The organism is Bradyrhizobium sp. UFLA05-112, assembly GCF_053572325.1.
In genome coordinates this window covers 56,982-72,082 of record NZ_JBANBK010000043.1, presented here as the reverse complement: position 1 = coordinate 72,082, position 15,101 = coordinate 56,982, and the positions used below count along the sequence as shown (strand labels likewise).

At 62.1% G+C, this 15,101-nt stretch carries 14 protein-coding genes; 1 reads left to right on the top strand and 13 read right to left on the bottom strand.

The annotated features are described in order from the left end of the window. The 5 genes from SO180_RS24050 to SO180_RS24030 all read right to left on the bottom strand — a co-directional run. Positions 1 to 222, bottom strand: a 222-nt coding sequence (locus SO180_RS24050) for a nuclear transport factor 2 family protein (RefSeq protein ID WP_449381314.1), incomplete at its 3' end; no start/stop codon positions are given. Between the two features lie 26 nt (positions 223 to 248). After that, the gene (locus tag SO180_RS24045; protein ID WP_449381313.1) at positions 249 to 2,372 is read right to left on the bottom strand and encodes an acetate--CoA ligase family protein; all 2,124 of its coding nucleotides are present in this window, start codon (positions 2,370 to 2,372) and stop codon (positions 249 to 251) included. Between the two features lie 9 nt (positions 2,373 to 2,381). Continuing rightward, positions 2,382 to 3,275: an SMP-30/gluconolactonase/LRE family protein gene (locus SO180_RS24040; RefSeq protein ID WP_449381312.1), complete on the bottom strand. Its 894-nt coding sequence runs from the start codon at positions 3,273 to 3,275 to the stop codon at positions 2,382 to 2,384. A gap of 91 nt (positions 3,276 to 3,366) precedes the next feature. Beyond that, positions 3,367 to 4,566: an ABC transporter substrate-binding protein gene (locus tag SO180_RS24035; RefSeq protein ID WP_449381317.1), complete on the bottom strand. Its 1,200-nt coding sequence runs from the start codon at positions 4,564 to 4,566 to the stop codon at positions 3,367 to 3,369. Between the two features lie 106 nt (positions 4,567 to 4,672). Then, positions 4,673 to 5,434 (bottom strand): SDR family NAD(P)-dependent oxidoreductase, encoded by a 762-nt coding sequence (locus SO180_RS24030; RefSeq protein ID WP_449381311.1) that lies wholly within the window; start codon positions 5,432 to 5,434, stop codon positions 4,673 to 4,675. A gap of 148 nt (positions 5,435 to 5,582) precedes the next feature. On the opposite strand from SO180_RS24030, the gene SO180_RS24025 reads away from it, so the two are divergent. Further along, on the top strand, positions 5,583 to 6,398 hold the full coding sequence (locus tag SO180_RS24025) for an IclR family transcriptional regulator (RefSeq protein ID WP_449381310.1): 816 nt from the start codon (positions 5,583 to 5,585) through the stop codon (positions 6,396 to 6,398). Between the two features lie 8 nt (positions 6,399 to 6,406). Here SO180_RS24025 and SO180_RS24020 read toward each other — a convergent pair whose 3' ends face one another. From SO180_RS24020 to SO180_RS23985, 8 genes are all read right to left on the bottom strand, one after another. Next, a complete protein-coding gene (locus tag SO180_RS24020) occupies positions 6,407 to 7,564 on the bottom strand; it encodes an acyl-CoA dehydrogenase family protein (RefSeq protein ID WP_449381309.1) in 1,158 nt (385 codons plus the stop codon). Next, positions 7,564 to 8,340 carry an enoyl-CoA hydratase/isomerase family protein gene (locus SO180_RS24015; protein ID WP_449381308.1) on the bottom strand — a complete coding sequence of 259 codons (777 nt, stop codon included), beginning with the start codon at positions 8,338 to 8,340 and terminating at the stop codon, positions 7,564 to 7,566. The genes SO180_RS24020 and SO180_RS24015 overlap by 1 nt, the downstream gene beginning before the upstream one ends. Next, entirely contained in the window at positions 8,340 to 9,470 is a 1,131-nt protein-coding gene (locus tag SO180_RS24010; protein ID WP_449381307.1) for an acyl-CoA dehydrogenase family protein, read from the bottom strand. The genes SO180_RS24015 and SO180_RS24010 overlap by 1 nt, the downstream gene beginning before the upstream one ends. 33 nt (positions 9,471 to 9,503) lie before the next feature. Continuing rightward, on the bottom strand, positions 9,504 to 11,135 hold the full coding sequence (locus SO180_RS24005) for a 3-(methylthio)propionyl-CoA ligase (protein WP_449381306.1): 1,632 nt from the start codon (positions 11,133 to 11,135) through the stop codon (positions 9,504 to 9,506). A 376-nt stretch (positions 11,136 to 11,511) separates the two neighbouring features. Next, a complete protein-coding gene (locus tag SO180_RS24000) occupies positions 11,512 to 12,090 on the bottom strand; it encodes a histidine phosphatase family protein (RefSeq protein ID WP_449381305.1) in 579 nt (192 codons plus the stop codon). 3 nt (positions 12,091 to 12,093) lie between these two features. Further along, a complete protein-coding gene (locus SO180_RS23995; protein WP_449381304.1) occupies positions 12,094 to 13,185 on the bottom strand; it encodes an ABC transporter ATP-binding protein in 1,092 nt (363 codons plus the stop codon). A 9-nt stretch (positions 13,186 to 13,194) separates the two neighbouring features. Continuing rightward, positions 13,195 to 14,028: a carbohydrate ABC transporter permease gene (locus SO180_RS23990; RefSeq protein WP_449381303.1), complete on the bottom strand. Its 834-nt coding sequence runs from the start codon at positions 14,026 to 14,028 to the stop codon at positions 13,195 to 13,197. A gap of 10 nt (positions 14,029 to 14,038) precedes the next feature. After that, on the bottom strand, positions 14,039 to 14,956 hold the full coding sequence (locus SO180_RS23985) for a carbohydrate ABC transporter permease (RefSeq protein WP_449381316.1): 918 nt from the start codon (positions 14,954 to 14,956) through the stop codon (positions 14,039 to 14,041). Positions 14,957 to 15,101: the final 145 nt, after the last annotated feature.

Genomic DNA, 15,101 nt, shown 5'->3' with positions numbered 1-15,101 from the left:
CTGATGGACGTTGCGCGCGCCGCTCTTGAACACCTCGCGGGCCCAGAGAAAGAAGCCCTCGACCGGTCCGGAATAGACGCCGTGTCGATCGGTCGCATCGGGCCAATAGGAGCTTCGCAGCGTGGCTTCGTCGGCTCGGTCGATCCCCCGGCAGTAGCGGTAGATGCAATCGCGGATCGCCTCCCGGTCCAAGAACTCGGTCAGCTTTGCTTCGTCGGCCATATTTCCCTCTGCTTAACCACTAGCCGTCAATCGCGAGACGCGGCGCTGCACGGTACCAGCAACGCGTCGAGAGGCATGACGCCCTCGCCGCGTGGCATCACTAGAACCGGGTTGAGGTCGATGCTTTCGATCACGCTGGCATTGTCGGCAGCAAATTGCGAAAGGCCCGACAGCATCGCCGCCAGCGCATCGACGTCGGCCGGCGGCGCACCACGCACGCCTTCCAACACGGCAAAGCCTCGAATCTCGCGGATCATCCGCTGCGCCTCTGCGACATCGAACGGCGCAACGCGAAAGGTCACGTCCTTGAGTACCTCGACGAGAATGCCGCCGAGCCCGAACATCACTACAGGACCGAAGGACGGATCCCGCACCACCCCGACAATGGTCTCTACGCCTCCCCTGATCATTGGTGAGACGACGACACCATCGATCCGCGCGTCGGGCCGCTTGTCACGCGCACGGGACAGGATGGTGCGGGCGGCTTCGCGGGCCTGCGCCTCGTCGCGGGGACCGACGATCACTCCACCGATCTCGGTCTTGTGTGCGATGTCCGGCGATGAGATCTTCACCACCACCGGAAAGCCGATTGCCGCGGCGGCCGTGCCGGCATCCTCATCCGGTCGCACCAGCGCTTCCTTCGGAAACGCAATACCGGCCGTCTGCAACAGCGATTTCGCTTCGTGCTCGCTGAGCGGGCCATCCGACGGCGCGATTCGCGACGCAACGGTCGAGGCCGTGCGCGCATGCTTCGCCGCGTCGAAGCTGCGGCGAAACCAGACCAGCGCCGCCAACGCGTTCACCAGGGCAGAGCCATCCTCGAAGATCAGAAAGCCGTCGTCCTCATAGGCGCGGACGATCTCCGGCGGCGCCGACATCGACAGCGCCAAGACGCGGCCTTGATGCCCGGCCGTCGCAGTCCGCAACACTTGGCGCAGCGAGGCCGAAAAAGTGGGGCTCGCCGGTCCGCTGCCGAAAATGCCGGCGAAGAGGTGATAGCCGCCCTTCTCGAGCATTGCGGCAATATAGCTCGTCATCAGCGGGAGATCAGTGAGCGCTTGCGCCGTCGCGTCCACCGGATTGCGCGGCGATGCGTAGGGCAGCATCGCCTTCAGCTCATCCTGCGCCGCCTCGGGCATGGGCGCGACGTCGAGCCCGCACGCCGATGCGTCGTCGGCCATCTGAATGCCGAAGCCGCCGGACAGCGTGAAGATGCCGAACCTGTTGCCGGCGGGATAAAGCCCCCGTGCGCAGGCATAGGTCACGTCCAGGTGCTCCGCAGTGGTCCGCGCGCGATAGGCACCATATTGCCGCAACACCGCATCGAACACGGCATCCGATCCCGCCAGCGCCGCGGTGTGCGAGCTAACCGCTTGGGCGCCAACATCGGAGCGGCCGACCTTCAGAAAGACAAGGGCTTTTTCTTTCGCCCGCGCAACCTCCAGCGCCTCGATGAAAGTATCGCGATCGCGAATGCCCTCCGCATAGGCCATCACGACCCTGACTTCGGGTTGTTCGATCACCCAACGCAACGCTTCCGCGACGTCGATATCGCATTCGTTTCCGGTCGTGATCCATTGCCCGATGCCGAGGCCGCGCTGGCGCGCCAAGTGGGCAATGTGGGAGCCATAAGCTCCGCTTTGCGAGACGACGGCGACCGGACCTGGTTCGACGAATGCAGCATCAAGGATCGCCGAGAATGTTCCGTAGTAGCCCATGCCAGCGTTGAACAGTCCGAGACAATTCGGGCCGAGCACGCGCATGCCGCTCTCGCGGGCGATGCCGGCGATCTGGTCCTGTGCGAGACGTCCCTGCTCGCTCGCCTCAGCAAAGCCGGCCGAGAACACCACGGCCGCCTTGACCTTGCGATCCGCGCAGTCTCTCAGCGCCTGAACCGTGCCCTGCGCCGGCACTGCGAGGATGGCGACGTCCGGCACTTCCGGAAGCGCTGCGACCGAGTCGTAGGACCTGATCCCCTGGACGGTGTCCCGCTTCGGATTGACCGGATAGACAGCGCCCTTGAAACCGCCTTCGCGCAGATAGCGCAAGGGACGGCCGCCAATGCGCGCAACATCATCAGATGCTCCGATCAGGGCGATGGATCGTGGCTTGAAGAGAGGATCGAGCGAGGCTGGATGATAGCGTATCAAGGCATGTTCTCAACTGGAAGGGATTGGCTGGAGCCCGAATTGCGCTTCAGGTAGGCCGGTCACGCCGAGGCCGTCGATCGCGAACAGAAAGCCACCGTCCGGGTGGTGCGAGACGGCGCGTCCCGATCCTGAATCCTTGATCGAGGTCACGTAGAGCGTTGACAGATCAGGACCGCCGAAGGCAACCGATGAGGGCAAGTCGGTCGGCGCGTCGATCAGGCGATCGAGCGCGCCCTGCGGGGTGAAGCGCGCGATCTTGCCCACCTGCACGAGCGCGACCCAAAGGCAGCCTTCGCAATCGACCGTCGCCCCGTCGGGCCCCGACTGATATGGCGCGGTGTCGATGACAATCCGCGGTTCCGGATCGAACGCGTCGCCCGACTCGGAGCTATAGGCGCGGATCGCCCGATCGAGGCTATCGGCGAAGTACATGGTGCGGCCGTCGGGGCTGAAGCAGAGCGCATTCGAAATGCGAATATCGCGGGCAAGCACCGTGTGCGCTCCGCTGGCGTCGATGCGAAAGAGCTGCCCCAGCGGCTCGGCATGCACGCCCATCGTGCCGCAGAGAAACCGCCCCCAACGATCGACCTTGCCGTCATTGAAGCGCACGCGCGGATCGCACGGATCTGGCCGGAACAGCGGTGTCAGTTCGCCTGAGCCGAGATCGAGCCGGTAGATGCCATCCGCGAGCGCTGCGACGAGAGTATCGCCCTTGGCCAGTCCGACCGAGCCGATCATGGACGGCACATCCCAGTGCCGCCCGATCCCGCGCTCGGGTTCAAAGGCGTGGACCCGGCGCGAGACACCATCGACCCAGTAGAGCCGCTGCCGCGTGACATCCCAGACCGGGCTTTCGCCAAGCTGTGCGGCCGTCGCTGATATCTTGCTCACTTGGAGCGCCATCAAGGGAATTCCGGCTAAGTTTCGTCTCGTGTCATCTCGCGAAGTTGGGGTATGCAAGCGGGTGACGGGTCACGCCGGCCCGCCGCCGCGCTTATTGCGTCTTCAGGAGATCGCAGGCGCTCTCGGCTGTCGGCCGCCAGGCGTCATCGGCAGGAATTGTGTCGGTGATCTCGTAGTAGTCGTAAGGATACTTCGACTCGGTCGACGTCTTGATACGAGCGGCATAAAGCGGCCGCATCACCTGACCGTCGGCACGGATGCTGACATTCTTCATCTCAAAGTCATTGATTGGCGTGCTCTTCATCTGTCGCATCACCGCCTCGCCGTCGTCGGTCTGCGTCGCGGCAATTGCCTTGAGATAGTGCGTCACAGCGCTGTACGTGCTCGCCTGCGCCTCGTTCGGGACCCGGCCGTTGAACGCCGCCTGATAGCGCTTTGCGAAGGCGCGCGTCTCATCTGTTTTATCCCAGTAAAAGGGCGTCGTCAGGCGTACGTTCTGCAGCGGCTGCAGGCCGATGCTATGTGTTTGATTGATCATCAATCCCAGTGGGGCAAGCTGCTGCTTCTGCGTGAGCCCGAATTCCTGGGCCTGCTTCATGGCATTGGCGAAGTCCGAACCCGAATTCGCCAGCGCGATGACCTTCGCTCCGCTCGATTGGGCCGTCAGCAGGAACGAGGAGAAGTCAGAAGAATTGAGCGGATGCAGGACGGAACCTACGACCTTGCCGCCGTCGGCCTTGATGAAGTTCGTGGTGTCGGCCTGCCAGGCCTTGCCGAACGAGTAGTCGACGGTGACAAAGAACCAGGTATCCAACCCCCGCGCCAACAATGATTTCACCGTCGCCTTCGGCAGCGCATAGGTGTCCATCGTCCATTGCGTCGTCATCGGCGAACATTTTTCGTTGGTAAACACCGAAGCCGCCGTTCCCGCCAGGAGATAGGGCTTCTTCCGGTTCTTCATGACGTCCTGCACGCCGAGCGCAATCGAGGAGGCCGAGCATCCGACGATCGCATCCACGCCTTCATTGTCTAGCCAACGCAACGCAATAGAAACGCCGATGTCCGGCTTGTTCTGGTCGTCGGCCACGACGAGCTCGACCTTCTTGCCGTTGACGGCACCGCCAAAGTCGCTGATCGCAAGTCGCGCGGCGACAACCGAACCCGGCCCGCAATTGTCGGAGTAAGGACCGGTCTGGTCGTTCATGACGCCAATCTTGATGACGTCTCCGGAAATCCCCTGCGCCAAGACCGGTGACGTGGCAAACGCTATTGCACCCGATAGGATCGCCATGACGGCGAGGTAGGCAGCCGACAGTCTCATTTCTTCCTCCCTATAGCCCGCGGATCTGCCCGGACCTTCTTGTTGTTGCGGGCGACCAAGATCGATTGATGTGCGCTCAAGAGAACGCGTAGGTAATTCCTCCATCGACGAACAACATGTCGCCGGTGATGAAGCTCGCCTCGTCGCTTGCAAGAAAGACTGCTGCATTCGCCACGTCGCGCGGTTCGCCGAGCCGCCCGATCGGCACACGCGCCCGGCGTCGCTCCCACGCCTCCTCGCTAACGACGAGATTGGCGCCATCGGTCGGTGTCGGCCCCGGCGCGATCGCGTTGACTCGGATTCCGCGTGGACCGAATTCGGCTGCGGCGGAGCGTGTTGCGCCCGCCACCGCGGCCTTCACCGCGCTGTACATCACACCATTCGCCATCGCGAGCACGGCAGACGGCGATCCGATGTTCACGATGGCTCCGCCGCCGGCTGCGGTCATTGGCGCCAGCACCGCCTGATAGCCCCAGATCACACCCTTCAGGCCGACATCGATCATCCGGCCGACCATCTCCTCGGTCTGCTGCTCCAGCGGGCCGTAACGATTCCACATCGCGTTGTTGACCAGGATGGTCGGCGGACCAAATGCCTCGACAAGACGGTCCACCGCGGCAAAAACGGCGGCTCGCTCGCCGGCATTGCCGACGATCGCAGTAGCCCGGCCGCCATCCGCGACAATGGCGTGCGCTGCGGCCTCCGCCACGTCGACCTTCAGATCGAGCACCCCGACCGCTGCGCCCTCGCGGGCAAAGGCTTCCGCGATGGCCCGGCCGATGCCTCGCCCTCCGCCCGTGACGAGCGCCACGCGCCCCTGCAACCTGCCGCTTCCCACGACGCCCTCTCCAGCTCGGCCACTCTTTCGTGTTCTTGGCCTTGACTGGAGGCACCTTGTCATGCGCAGTTGGGTCAAACAAAATATAATTCATTTGTGAAGCCGACTTTCACATCCGTGAATTTTAGCGGCGATGGGGATGCGAAGCATGCAGGCGGCGGTCACGAAATCCGCAGCGATACCGGGTGGACCATCCACCGTGAAGTCAGCATTACGCGCGCTGGAGATCCTCCAGTTCTTCATGAACGTTCGACAACCGCGCGCGATGTCCGAGATCGGTCTCGCGCTGGGTTATCCGCCGTCGAGCACGACCGTTCTGCTCAAGACACTCGTCGGCATGGGCTATCTGAACTACGACCGGCGCATGCGCGTCTACTTCCCGACACCCAAGGTGACATCGCTAGGCGATTGGATTCCACGGGCTCTGTTCGGCAACAGCCGGACGATCGAAGCCATGCATGACGTGCACGCGGCCACCGGCGAAACCGTTTCGATCGGCACGACGAACGATGTCTACCTTCAATACGTCAAGATCGTGCAATCGATCCACCCGCTTCGCTTCCACGTCGACGAGGGGACGCTGCGCCCGCTGACTCAATCGGCATTGGGCTGGCTCTTGATGTCCACGATGTCGGACGAGAAGGTCGACAACATCATTCGCCGTGCGAACATTGCAACGCCCAACGCATCGGATCGCGTGAAGCTGCCCGAGATGATGACTCGCATTCGACAGCTCCGCGGCAAGGGATATTGCTCTGCCGAAGACATTCCCATTCAGGGCGGCGCGACGATCTGCGTCCTGCTGCCCGTGACGATCCAGAATCAGCCCATGGTCATCGGCCTCGGCGGTGCCGCCGAGCGGATCCGCCAGAATTTCAATCGTTACCTCGCCGTCCTGCAGCGGGCGGCGAGGTCGGTCAAGACGGACGACCAGTTCGACAAGCTGATCGACGTCGAGTTCTGACGCAACATTCAACCGGGAAGCCGGAGCACGGCCTTGGCGAGGATGTTGCGTTGAATCTCGTTGGAGCCGCCGAAAATTGCCGGCGAACGCGAGTCGAGAAAGAGGTTCATCGCATCGATCTCGACATCCCCCGCGATGAGATCGTCGGCAAGCCGCGCCTCTTCGCCTGCGACCATGAGCATTTCCTCGGTGATCCGCTGGTAGAGCTCGGTCGTGAAGATCTTGAGAGCAGAGACATCGGCGCCGAGTTCTCCGCCGGCCCGCAGAACCTTCGCATAGCGCTCGAAGGCGGATCCTAGATCGTAGAGGTCGAGCCGCAGGCGTGCGAAGCGCGACATGAACGCGGGATCTTCGAACGCATCACGGGCTTCCGCAAGCCGTCGCAGACGCTCCAGCGCATATTCAGGGCGCGTCGGCGCCCCCAGAAAGATGCGTTCGTGGCCAAGTACCGACTTCGCGACGGTCCAGCCTTCGTTGACCCTGCCGACCAGGTTGTTCAGTGGCACACGCACATTGTCGAAGAAAACCTCGCAAAAGTCGGCCTCGCCACGCAGATTTGCAATCGGTCGGACGCGAACACCAGCCGAGGTCAGGTCAAGCAACAGGACCGTGATACCCTTCTGGCGCACCTTGGCATCACGTTCGGTCCGAACGAGAACGAAGATCCAGTTGGCGCAATGGGCCAGCGTCGTCCATATCTTCTGTCCGTTGACCACGAACTCATCGCCATCCAGCACCGCTGATGTCTTCAGGCTTGCCAGATCAGATCCCGCGTTGGGTTCGGAGTAGCCCTGACACCAGACGTGCTCGCCGGATAGGATACGCGGCAGGTAGTGAGACTTCTGCTCTTCGGTGCCGTACTCGATGAGGAGCGGACCGACTAGCCCGATGCCATGATCCGGAATTCGTGGACAGCCGAGCCGTCCCCATTCCTCGACATAGATCATGTGCTTGGCCGCCGAAAGGCCCATGCCGCCATACTGCTGCGGCCAGGTGGGCGCCAGCCAGCCCTTGGCGGCCAGCGCATGATACCACTCGGCGACCTCGTTGAAGAGCGGACGCTGCTTGCGCATGTAGCGCAGATGGACCGGGCAGTTCTGGTCCACCCACGCGCGAAAGATCGACCTGAACTCCTCGTCGGGAATGTCGTTCCAGTCGGCCGCCATCAAAGCACATCCTTGAAGATCGGGGTGCGCTTCTCCATGAACGCCCGCATCGCCTCCTTGGAATCCTCGTGCTGCGTCATCTCCACCGTGAGGTTTTGCTCGAAGCGATAGCCGTCCTTCAAGCCCATGGTCTCGACCGTATTGATCGCTCGCTTGGCGAGCTTGAGTGCCATCGGGCTCTTTTTTGCGATCTCGGCAGCCATCTTGAGGGCGGCCGGCATCAGCTCTTCCCGAGGCAGGCAGTCCTCGATGATGCCGCGGCGATAGAGCTCGGCCGCCGGCACCCGGTAGCCGGTCAGCACCATACGGCGCGCCAGCGTATGCGGAATGATGCGCATCGTATGCCGCACCCCGCCCATCAAGCCGACGTCGATCTCCGGCAAGCCGAACACCGCGTTCTCGGACGCCATGATGATGTCCGAACAGAGCGCGAGGCCGAGGCCAGCGCCCAGCGCCGGGCCGTTCACGGCGGCGATCACCGGCTTGTTGGACTCGATGATGCAGAATCCAACCTCGCGCGCCCGCCGCAGATGGCGATACGTGTCGCCTGGCACCGCTCCGACCTTACCGCGCGACTTGATGTCGGCTCCTGCCGAAAAAGTCTTTCCGGCACCGGTCAAAACGATCACCCGTACCGTCGGCGTCTCGTTCAATTCGTCGAAAACCGTGATGAACTCCTCGACAAACTCCTTGGATTGCGCGTTCACTGGCGGCGCATCCATCGTCACGACCGCAATGTGATCCTTGATTTCCGTCTTGATCAGATTGTTATCCATTAGGTCCTCTCGCGGCGGTAGCCGCTTTCGCGTTCGACAAACTCCAGGCGCAGCTGTTCAGGCTGTCCCAGCATGGCATTGAGATTGATGGTGCGCTTCAGATAGAGGCCGATATCGCACTCGTCGGTGTAACCCATGGCGCCATGGAGATGCACCGCGCGGCGGCAGATCGAGAATGCGGCTTCGCCCGCTCGCGCCTTGGCCGCCAACACTGCCAGCTGCGCCGCGTCGTCATCGTCCGCCTGCACTGCATCGACCGCGTTGACCACGGCAGCGGCTGCGAATTCCGCCTCGATCCACATGTCGACCAAGCGGTGCTGGATGGCCTGGAAACTGCCGATCGGCTTGCCGAACTGCACGCGATCGCTGGTATAGGCAATCGTGAGCTCGAGCGCTTTCGACGCGACGCCGGTCAACTCGGCCGCGAGCGCCAGCCGCGTATGCAGAATCGCCTGACGGAGAAGATCCTCGGATCGGTTCGCGCGCGACAGGATACGACCCGCCGGCACGGCGCAATCGGATAGCGAGATGGTCGCAAGCGCACCGCCATCAACCGCGGCCCGTTCCGATATCGTCACCCCGTCCGCATCGGCGGCGACGCTCAGAAGCATGACGCCGTCGGCATCCTGGGCGACCACAAGGAAATCCGTTGCGGAACGCGCAGCATCGATGAAGCGTGCTTCGCCGGACAGCACGATGCTGCCATCGGTGTAGCGTGCGACAATCGACTTCGCACCGGGCGTCCATGCCGGCACCGCGACAATCTCGCCGCCGGCCAATCCGGCAGCCAGGCGGCTGCGCTCTGCGCCTGGCGAAGCACCGCCGAGCAGCGTCGCGGCAAAGACCGAGGCCGTTCCGGTCGGTTCGGCGATCAAGGCGCGGCCCAGCGCCTCGCTGAGGACAGCCTGCTCGCGCAACCCGAGACCCGCGCCGCCGCATTCTTCGGGCAGCAACAGCCCGATCCATCCGGCTTCCGCCATTGCGGACCAGATCAGCGGATCCATGGTCCCGCCACGCCCGCGTTTTTCGCGCATGGCCTTTGCACCTGGAAAACGCGCGGCAAAACCGGTGACGCTGTCGCGAAGCATCACCAGCGTACCGTCGGGATCGTCGAGCATCAGTTCGGGCATGGTCTCTGCTTTTCGGTGACGCCAGCGCCGACGTTAGGTCGGCAATGCGTGGTCTTTGAACAGTTCGCGCAACTTGGTCTTCTGCAGCTTTCCGGTCGCGGTGTGCGGCAACTCGTTCACGAAGACGACATCGTCGGGAAGCCACCATTTCGCGACGCGGCCGGACATGTAGTCCAGGATGTCCTCGCGAGCGGGATCGGTGTCCGGTTTTCGGACCACGACCAGGAGCGGCCGCTCCTGCCATTTCGGATGCGGCAATCCGATGACCGCCGCCTCCTGCACGGCCGGATGGGCGACCGCGACATTCTCGAGGTCGATCGAAGAGATCCACTCGCCGCCGGATTTGATCACATCTTTCGAGCGATCCGTGATCTGGATGTAACCGTTGGGATCGATGGTCGCGACGTCTCCCGTCGCAAACCATCCCTCAGCATCCAGCACTCCCCCGCCCTCGCCCTTGAAATAGCCCGACGCAACCCAAGGCCCGCGCACCATCAGGTTTCCGGCACTTACGCCGTCATGCGGCAGCGGCGCTCCGTCTTCGCCTACGATCCGGAGTTCGACGCCGTAGATCGCGCGCCCCTGCTTGCACTGGACAGATACTTGGTCGGCGACCGGCAAATCGCGATGAACCGGCAGAAGATTGCCGATCGAGCCCAGCGGGCTTGTTTCGCTCATGCCCCAGGCATGGATAACGAAAGCACCGAAGATACTGCGGAATTTCTCGATGATGCTGCGCGGCGCGGCGGATCCCCCGACGACTACACGCTCTAGTTTGATCGCGGAAAGATCGAGCCCCGGGTTTTCCTCGACGTACTTGAAGAAGCCGAGCCAAACGGTCGGCACGCCGAGCGAGAAGTTACAGCCTTCTTGCGCCGCCAGTTCGTAGACACTCCCGCCGTCCAGGGCAGGACCGGGCAGCACGACCTTGGCCCCGCACATCGCAGCAGCATAGGGAATTCCCCAAGCGTTCACGTGGAACAAGGGCACGACGAGAAGAACGCTGTCACCGCTGGACAGTTTGAGACCATCGCTCGCGCAGGCGACAAACGAATGTAGGATGGTCGAGCGATGACTGTAGAGCACCCCCTTCGGGTTGCCGGTCGTGCCGGATGTGTAGCAGAGCGACGACGCTGTTCGCTCGTCAAACACTGGCCAGGTCAGGATGTCGTCTTCCCCTTCGACGAGCGACTCATAGCAGAGGCAATCGGGAAGCTGGATCGGGAGGTGCGCCTCGTCCGTCATCGCCACCAGATGCGCGACGGTGACCAGATTGAACCGCAGCTTCTGAACGAGATCGGCGAAAGTGATGTCGAACAGCAGCACCCGGTTTTCGGCGTGATTGATGACGTAGTCGATCTGCTCGGGAAACAGGCGCGGGTTGACGGTGTGAAGCACCGCGCCGATGCCGGATACAGCGAAATAGAGCTCCATATGACGATGGGTGTTCCAGGCGAGCGTCGCGACACGATCGCCTGGCCCGACGCCGAGTTTGATCAGCGCCTTTGCGAGCTTTGCAGCGCGCGACCGCAACCCGGCATAATCGCTACGATGGAACGTTCCCTCGCAGGTCTTGCTCACGATCTCCGTTTTGGGATGAAAACGTGCCGCATGCTCGATCAGGCTCGAGATCAATAACGGTCGATCCTGCATCAATCCAAGCACTGAGCCGCCTCCTCCGTAACCCCAGCTGCGGGCGGCCCTTGTTTGATCTTGCCGTCCTCTCCCGGACATTTCTTGGTGGAGGTGCACACTGTCAAACGAAACGATCCGCGCGAAGGCGAATTTCACATCCTTGAAAAAGCATGAGCGACGATCGCATCATCTTCGCTCGGAGTTCTCCCTGCGCCATCATGGCACACAAGCCACGTTGTGGGAGTGAGGCAACCATAGGACAGGATCGCTTCGGGACGCCCAAAAGCAGGGCCGCCCATAGACTCACCCTGCTTGTGCTGCGAACTGCGCCTTCGCGCGATGCGAAGCTGCTTGCCAGATGCTCGTCACACGGCACTAGCGATCGAGATTCGCCCCCACCGCAAGATCAGAGGTCTTCGAGGCGACGCCATGAATGTTGCACGTGGCGGTCATCTCTGCTGAACGCAAAATAATACCCCCCACTGCCGGGCTGATCATGCTTTCGATCAATCGCAACGCCCGAATAGTGGCAATACAGCAGAGTGCCGACGCCACCATGCCCGACAAACAGCACATCGCCCGGCTTATTCCGGGCCAAGACGTGTTCGACCTCGTTGACGATACGCAACTGGGCGTCAACCGCCCGCTCCCAGCCTCGAACGCTGATCTGGGGCTGGGCAAAGAACTGATCGGCCACCGCCTGAAATTCGTCAGGCATCAAGAAGCCCGTTGCGGATCGGTCATTCTCATGCATCGCCTCCCGCACCTCTACCTCGAGATTCAGCTTTGCGGCGATGATTTCGGCTGTCTCGATCGCCTTGCGCTCACCACTGGAGATGATCTGCGTGGTGCGTGAGAGCTGCCTCGTACCCACCACTCCCTCCGTGCGAGCCCGGCCGATCTCACTCAGGCCCCAGGATGGGACGGGGATCGCCGGATCAATGTTCACCTGGGGATGCGTGAGATAGCGTACGAGGCTCGACATGAGCTAGACATCGTTCTGCGTCGAGACCCGCAGGCCTGCGGCATCGAAGACGTGCACGTCCCGAGCTGGGGCAGTGAGCGTAGCTCGTTCGCCGGGCATCGGGGTCTGCCTGCCGCGCACCTCGGCAACGAACAGCCTATCGTCGGCGCGGCGCACATAAGCAAAGGAGGCTTCGCCGAGCCGTTCGACCAGTTCGACGACGCCTTCGACGGCGAAAGGACCGTCTTCCCCTCGACCAAGATGCTCCGGACGGACACCGACCGTCAGCGTGTCGCCGACCTTCAATGAGGTCGCCGGCAGATCGAAGCTGCGAAAGCCGGGTCCCGCGACGCGTGCGCGTCCACCCTCGAAGTTGGCAACCCTTGCCTCGAAAAAATTCATCGCAGGCGAACCGATGAAGCCGGCAACGAACAAATTGGCCGGCGCGTAGTAGAGATCGAGCGGTCTGCCGACCTGCTCAATGCAGCCCTTGTTCATCACGACGATACGGTCGGCGAGCGTCATCGCCTCGACCTGGTCGTGCGTGACATAGACGATCGTCGACTTCAGCATTCGATGCAGATTCGCAATCTCGACGCGTGTCGAGACGCGCAAGGCAGCGTCGAGATTGGAGAGCGGCTCGTCAAACAGGAAAACGGCGGGCTCGCGCACGATCGCACGGCCGATCGCCACGCGCTGACGCTGTCCGCCGGAGAGATCGCGCGGATAACGCTCGAGTAATTCGTCGAGCCGCAGCATGCGGGCCGCCTCCGCCACGCGCCGTTCGCGCTCAGTCTGCTCCACCCCGGTGAACTTCAACCCGAACGTCATGTTCTTGCGGACGTTCATGTGTGGGTAGAGCGCGTAGGACTGGAACACCATCGCAATGCCGCGCTCGGCGGGTGCGAGCGCGTTCACGAGCTTGCCGGCGATATGGATGTCGCCGCCCGACGCACTGTCGAGCCCGGCAATCATCCGCAGAAGCGTCGACTTGCCACACCCCGACGGTCCAACGAGAACGACGAATTCACCGTCCTCGATGTCCAGGTTGACGTCGTTGAGCACGGTCGTCGCGCCATAACGTTTGTTGAGGTGCTCGATGCGCAGATTGGCCATTCTAACAACCTATTTGACTGCGCCGGAGGTGAGGCCTGCGATGAGTTGGCGCGAGAGGATGATGTAGATCACGACGACCGGCAGGATCGCCATCGACAGCGCCGCGAGCACGGAATTCCAGTCGGTGATGTACTGGCCCAGAAACTGTTGCACGCCGAGCGTGACGGTATGCGTCGAGTCACTCGACGTCAGGATCAGCGGAAACCAGAGGTCGTTCCAGATCGGCACGATGGTGAAAACGGCGACCGTCGCAATCGCCGGCCGCAGTAGCGGCGCGACCACCTCGAAGAAGATGCGGGTTTCCGGCACGCCGTCGCAGCGCGCGGCGTCGCGCAAATCCTTGGGGATCTGCTGGATGAACTCGCTCAATATGAAGATCGACATCGGCAGGCCCTGCGCGACGTAGACGAGAACCAGGGCCGTCAGCGTGTCGTTGAGGCCAGCCGACCGCATCATGTTGAGGATCGCGACGGAGCCAAGCCGGATCGGCACCATGATTCCGATCGACAGAAACAGCGCGAGCGCCGTCGAACCGCGAAAGCGGTATTCGGTCAGTGCCCAGGCCGCCATCGCGCCGAACAGCAGCACGAGAGCCATGCTGACGAGGGTCACGATCAACGAATTTGAATAGTAGGTCAGAATATGGGAGGAGCGAAAGACCTTCTCATAGCCGATGAGGCTGAAGGTTGTAGAATCCGGTGGCGCAAGCGGACTACCGAAGATGGCGCTACGCACCTTGAACGAATTCATCACGACGAGCAGAATCGGACCGACGGCAAGCAGGCTGTAGGCGATCAAGACGAGATGGACACTGAGGCTCCTTGCGCGTTGCTCAGCAGTCATGCCGGCCCCCTCAGAAAGCGTAACGGCGGATGCGCCGCTGCACGAGGAAGAGATAGAGGCAGAGGCCGACGAGGATAATGAAGAACATCACGGTCGCGACCGCGGAGCCCATCGTCGGATTGCCGAGCTGGAGCTGATTGCCGAAGAAGGTGCGGTAGAAAAACGTGCCGAGAATGTCGGTCGCGAAATTCGGCCCCGCAAGCGCGCCCTTGACCGAATAGATCAAATCGAAAGCGTTGAAGTTGGCGACGAACGTCAAGACCGAGACCAGGCTGATCGTCGGCAGGACGAGCGGAAGCTTGATGTGGAAGAAGATGCGGAAATGTCCGAGCCCGTCGACGCGTGCCGCGTCGATCAACTCTTCGGGGATGTTGAGCAGCGCGGCATAGATTAGCATCATCGGGATGCCGACGAATTGCCAAACGGAAATGAGGGACAGGGTAACGAGCGCGCTCGATTCGAGGCCCAGCCAGGGAGCGAACAGCGAGCCCAACCCCACGGCCTTCAAAGCGCCGGAAGCTACGCCCCAGAGCGGGGATAGGATCAGGTTCCAGGAGAACCCGACGATGACAACCGAAAGCATCGTCGGCAGAAACATGACGGTGCGATAAAAGCCCTTGAGCCTCAGGCCCGGCAGGCTCAGCAATCCTGCGAGCGCGATACCGATCGGATTCTGCACGCACATATGTACGGCGAAGAATATGAGATTGTTGCTGAAGGCATTCCAGAACGGCTTCGACCACAACGCATCACCGAGCAGCGTTTCGAAGTTGGCAAGCCCGACGAAATACCGCGTTCCGGACGGCTCGCTTGTGTAGGTGGACAGCGCCATCGTCGCGACGAGGGGATATATCGAGAACAGGGTGTAGATCGCGACCGCCGGCCCGAGAAAGAACAGCAGCAGGCCCGCGAGTTTTGCGCGAGGCATCTGGGCGGTGATGTTCGAGACCGGTTCGGGCATGATGGAAAGAGATAAAACCTGCCGTGCGTTATCGCCCCTCTCCGCGCCTGCGGCGCGTGCCGGGGATCAGCGGAGTGTGCAGCAACTATCGAACAAAACAAGGAAAGTCCCT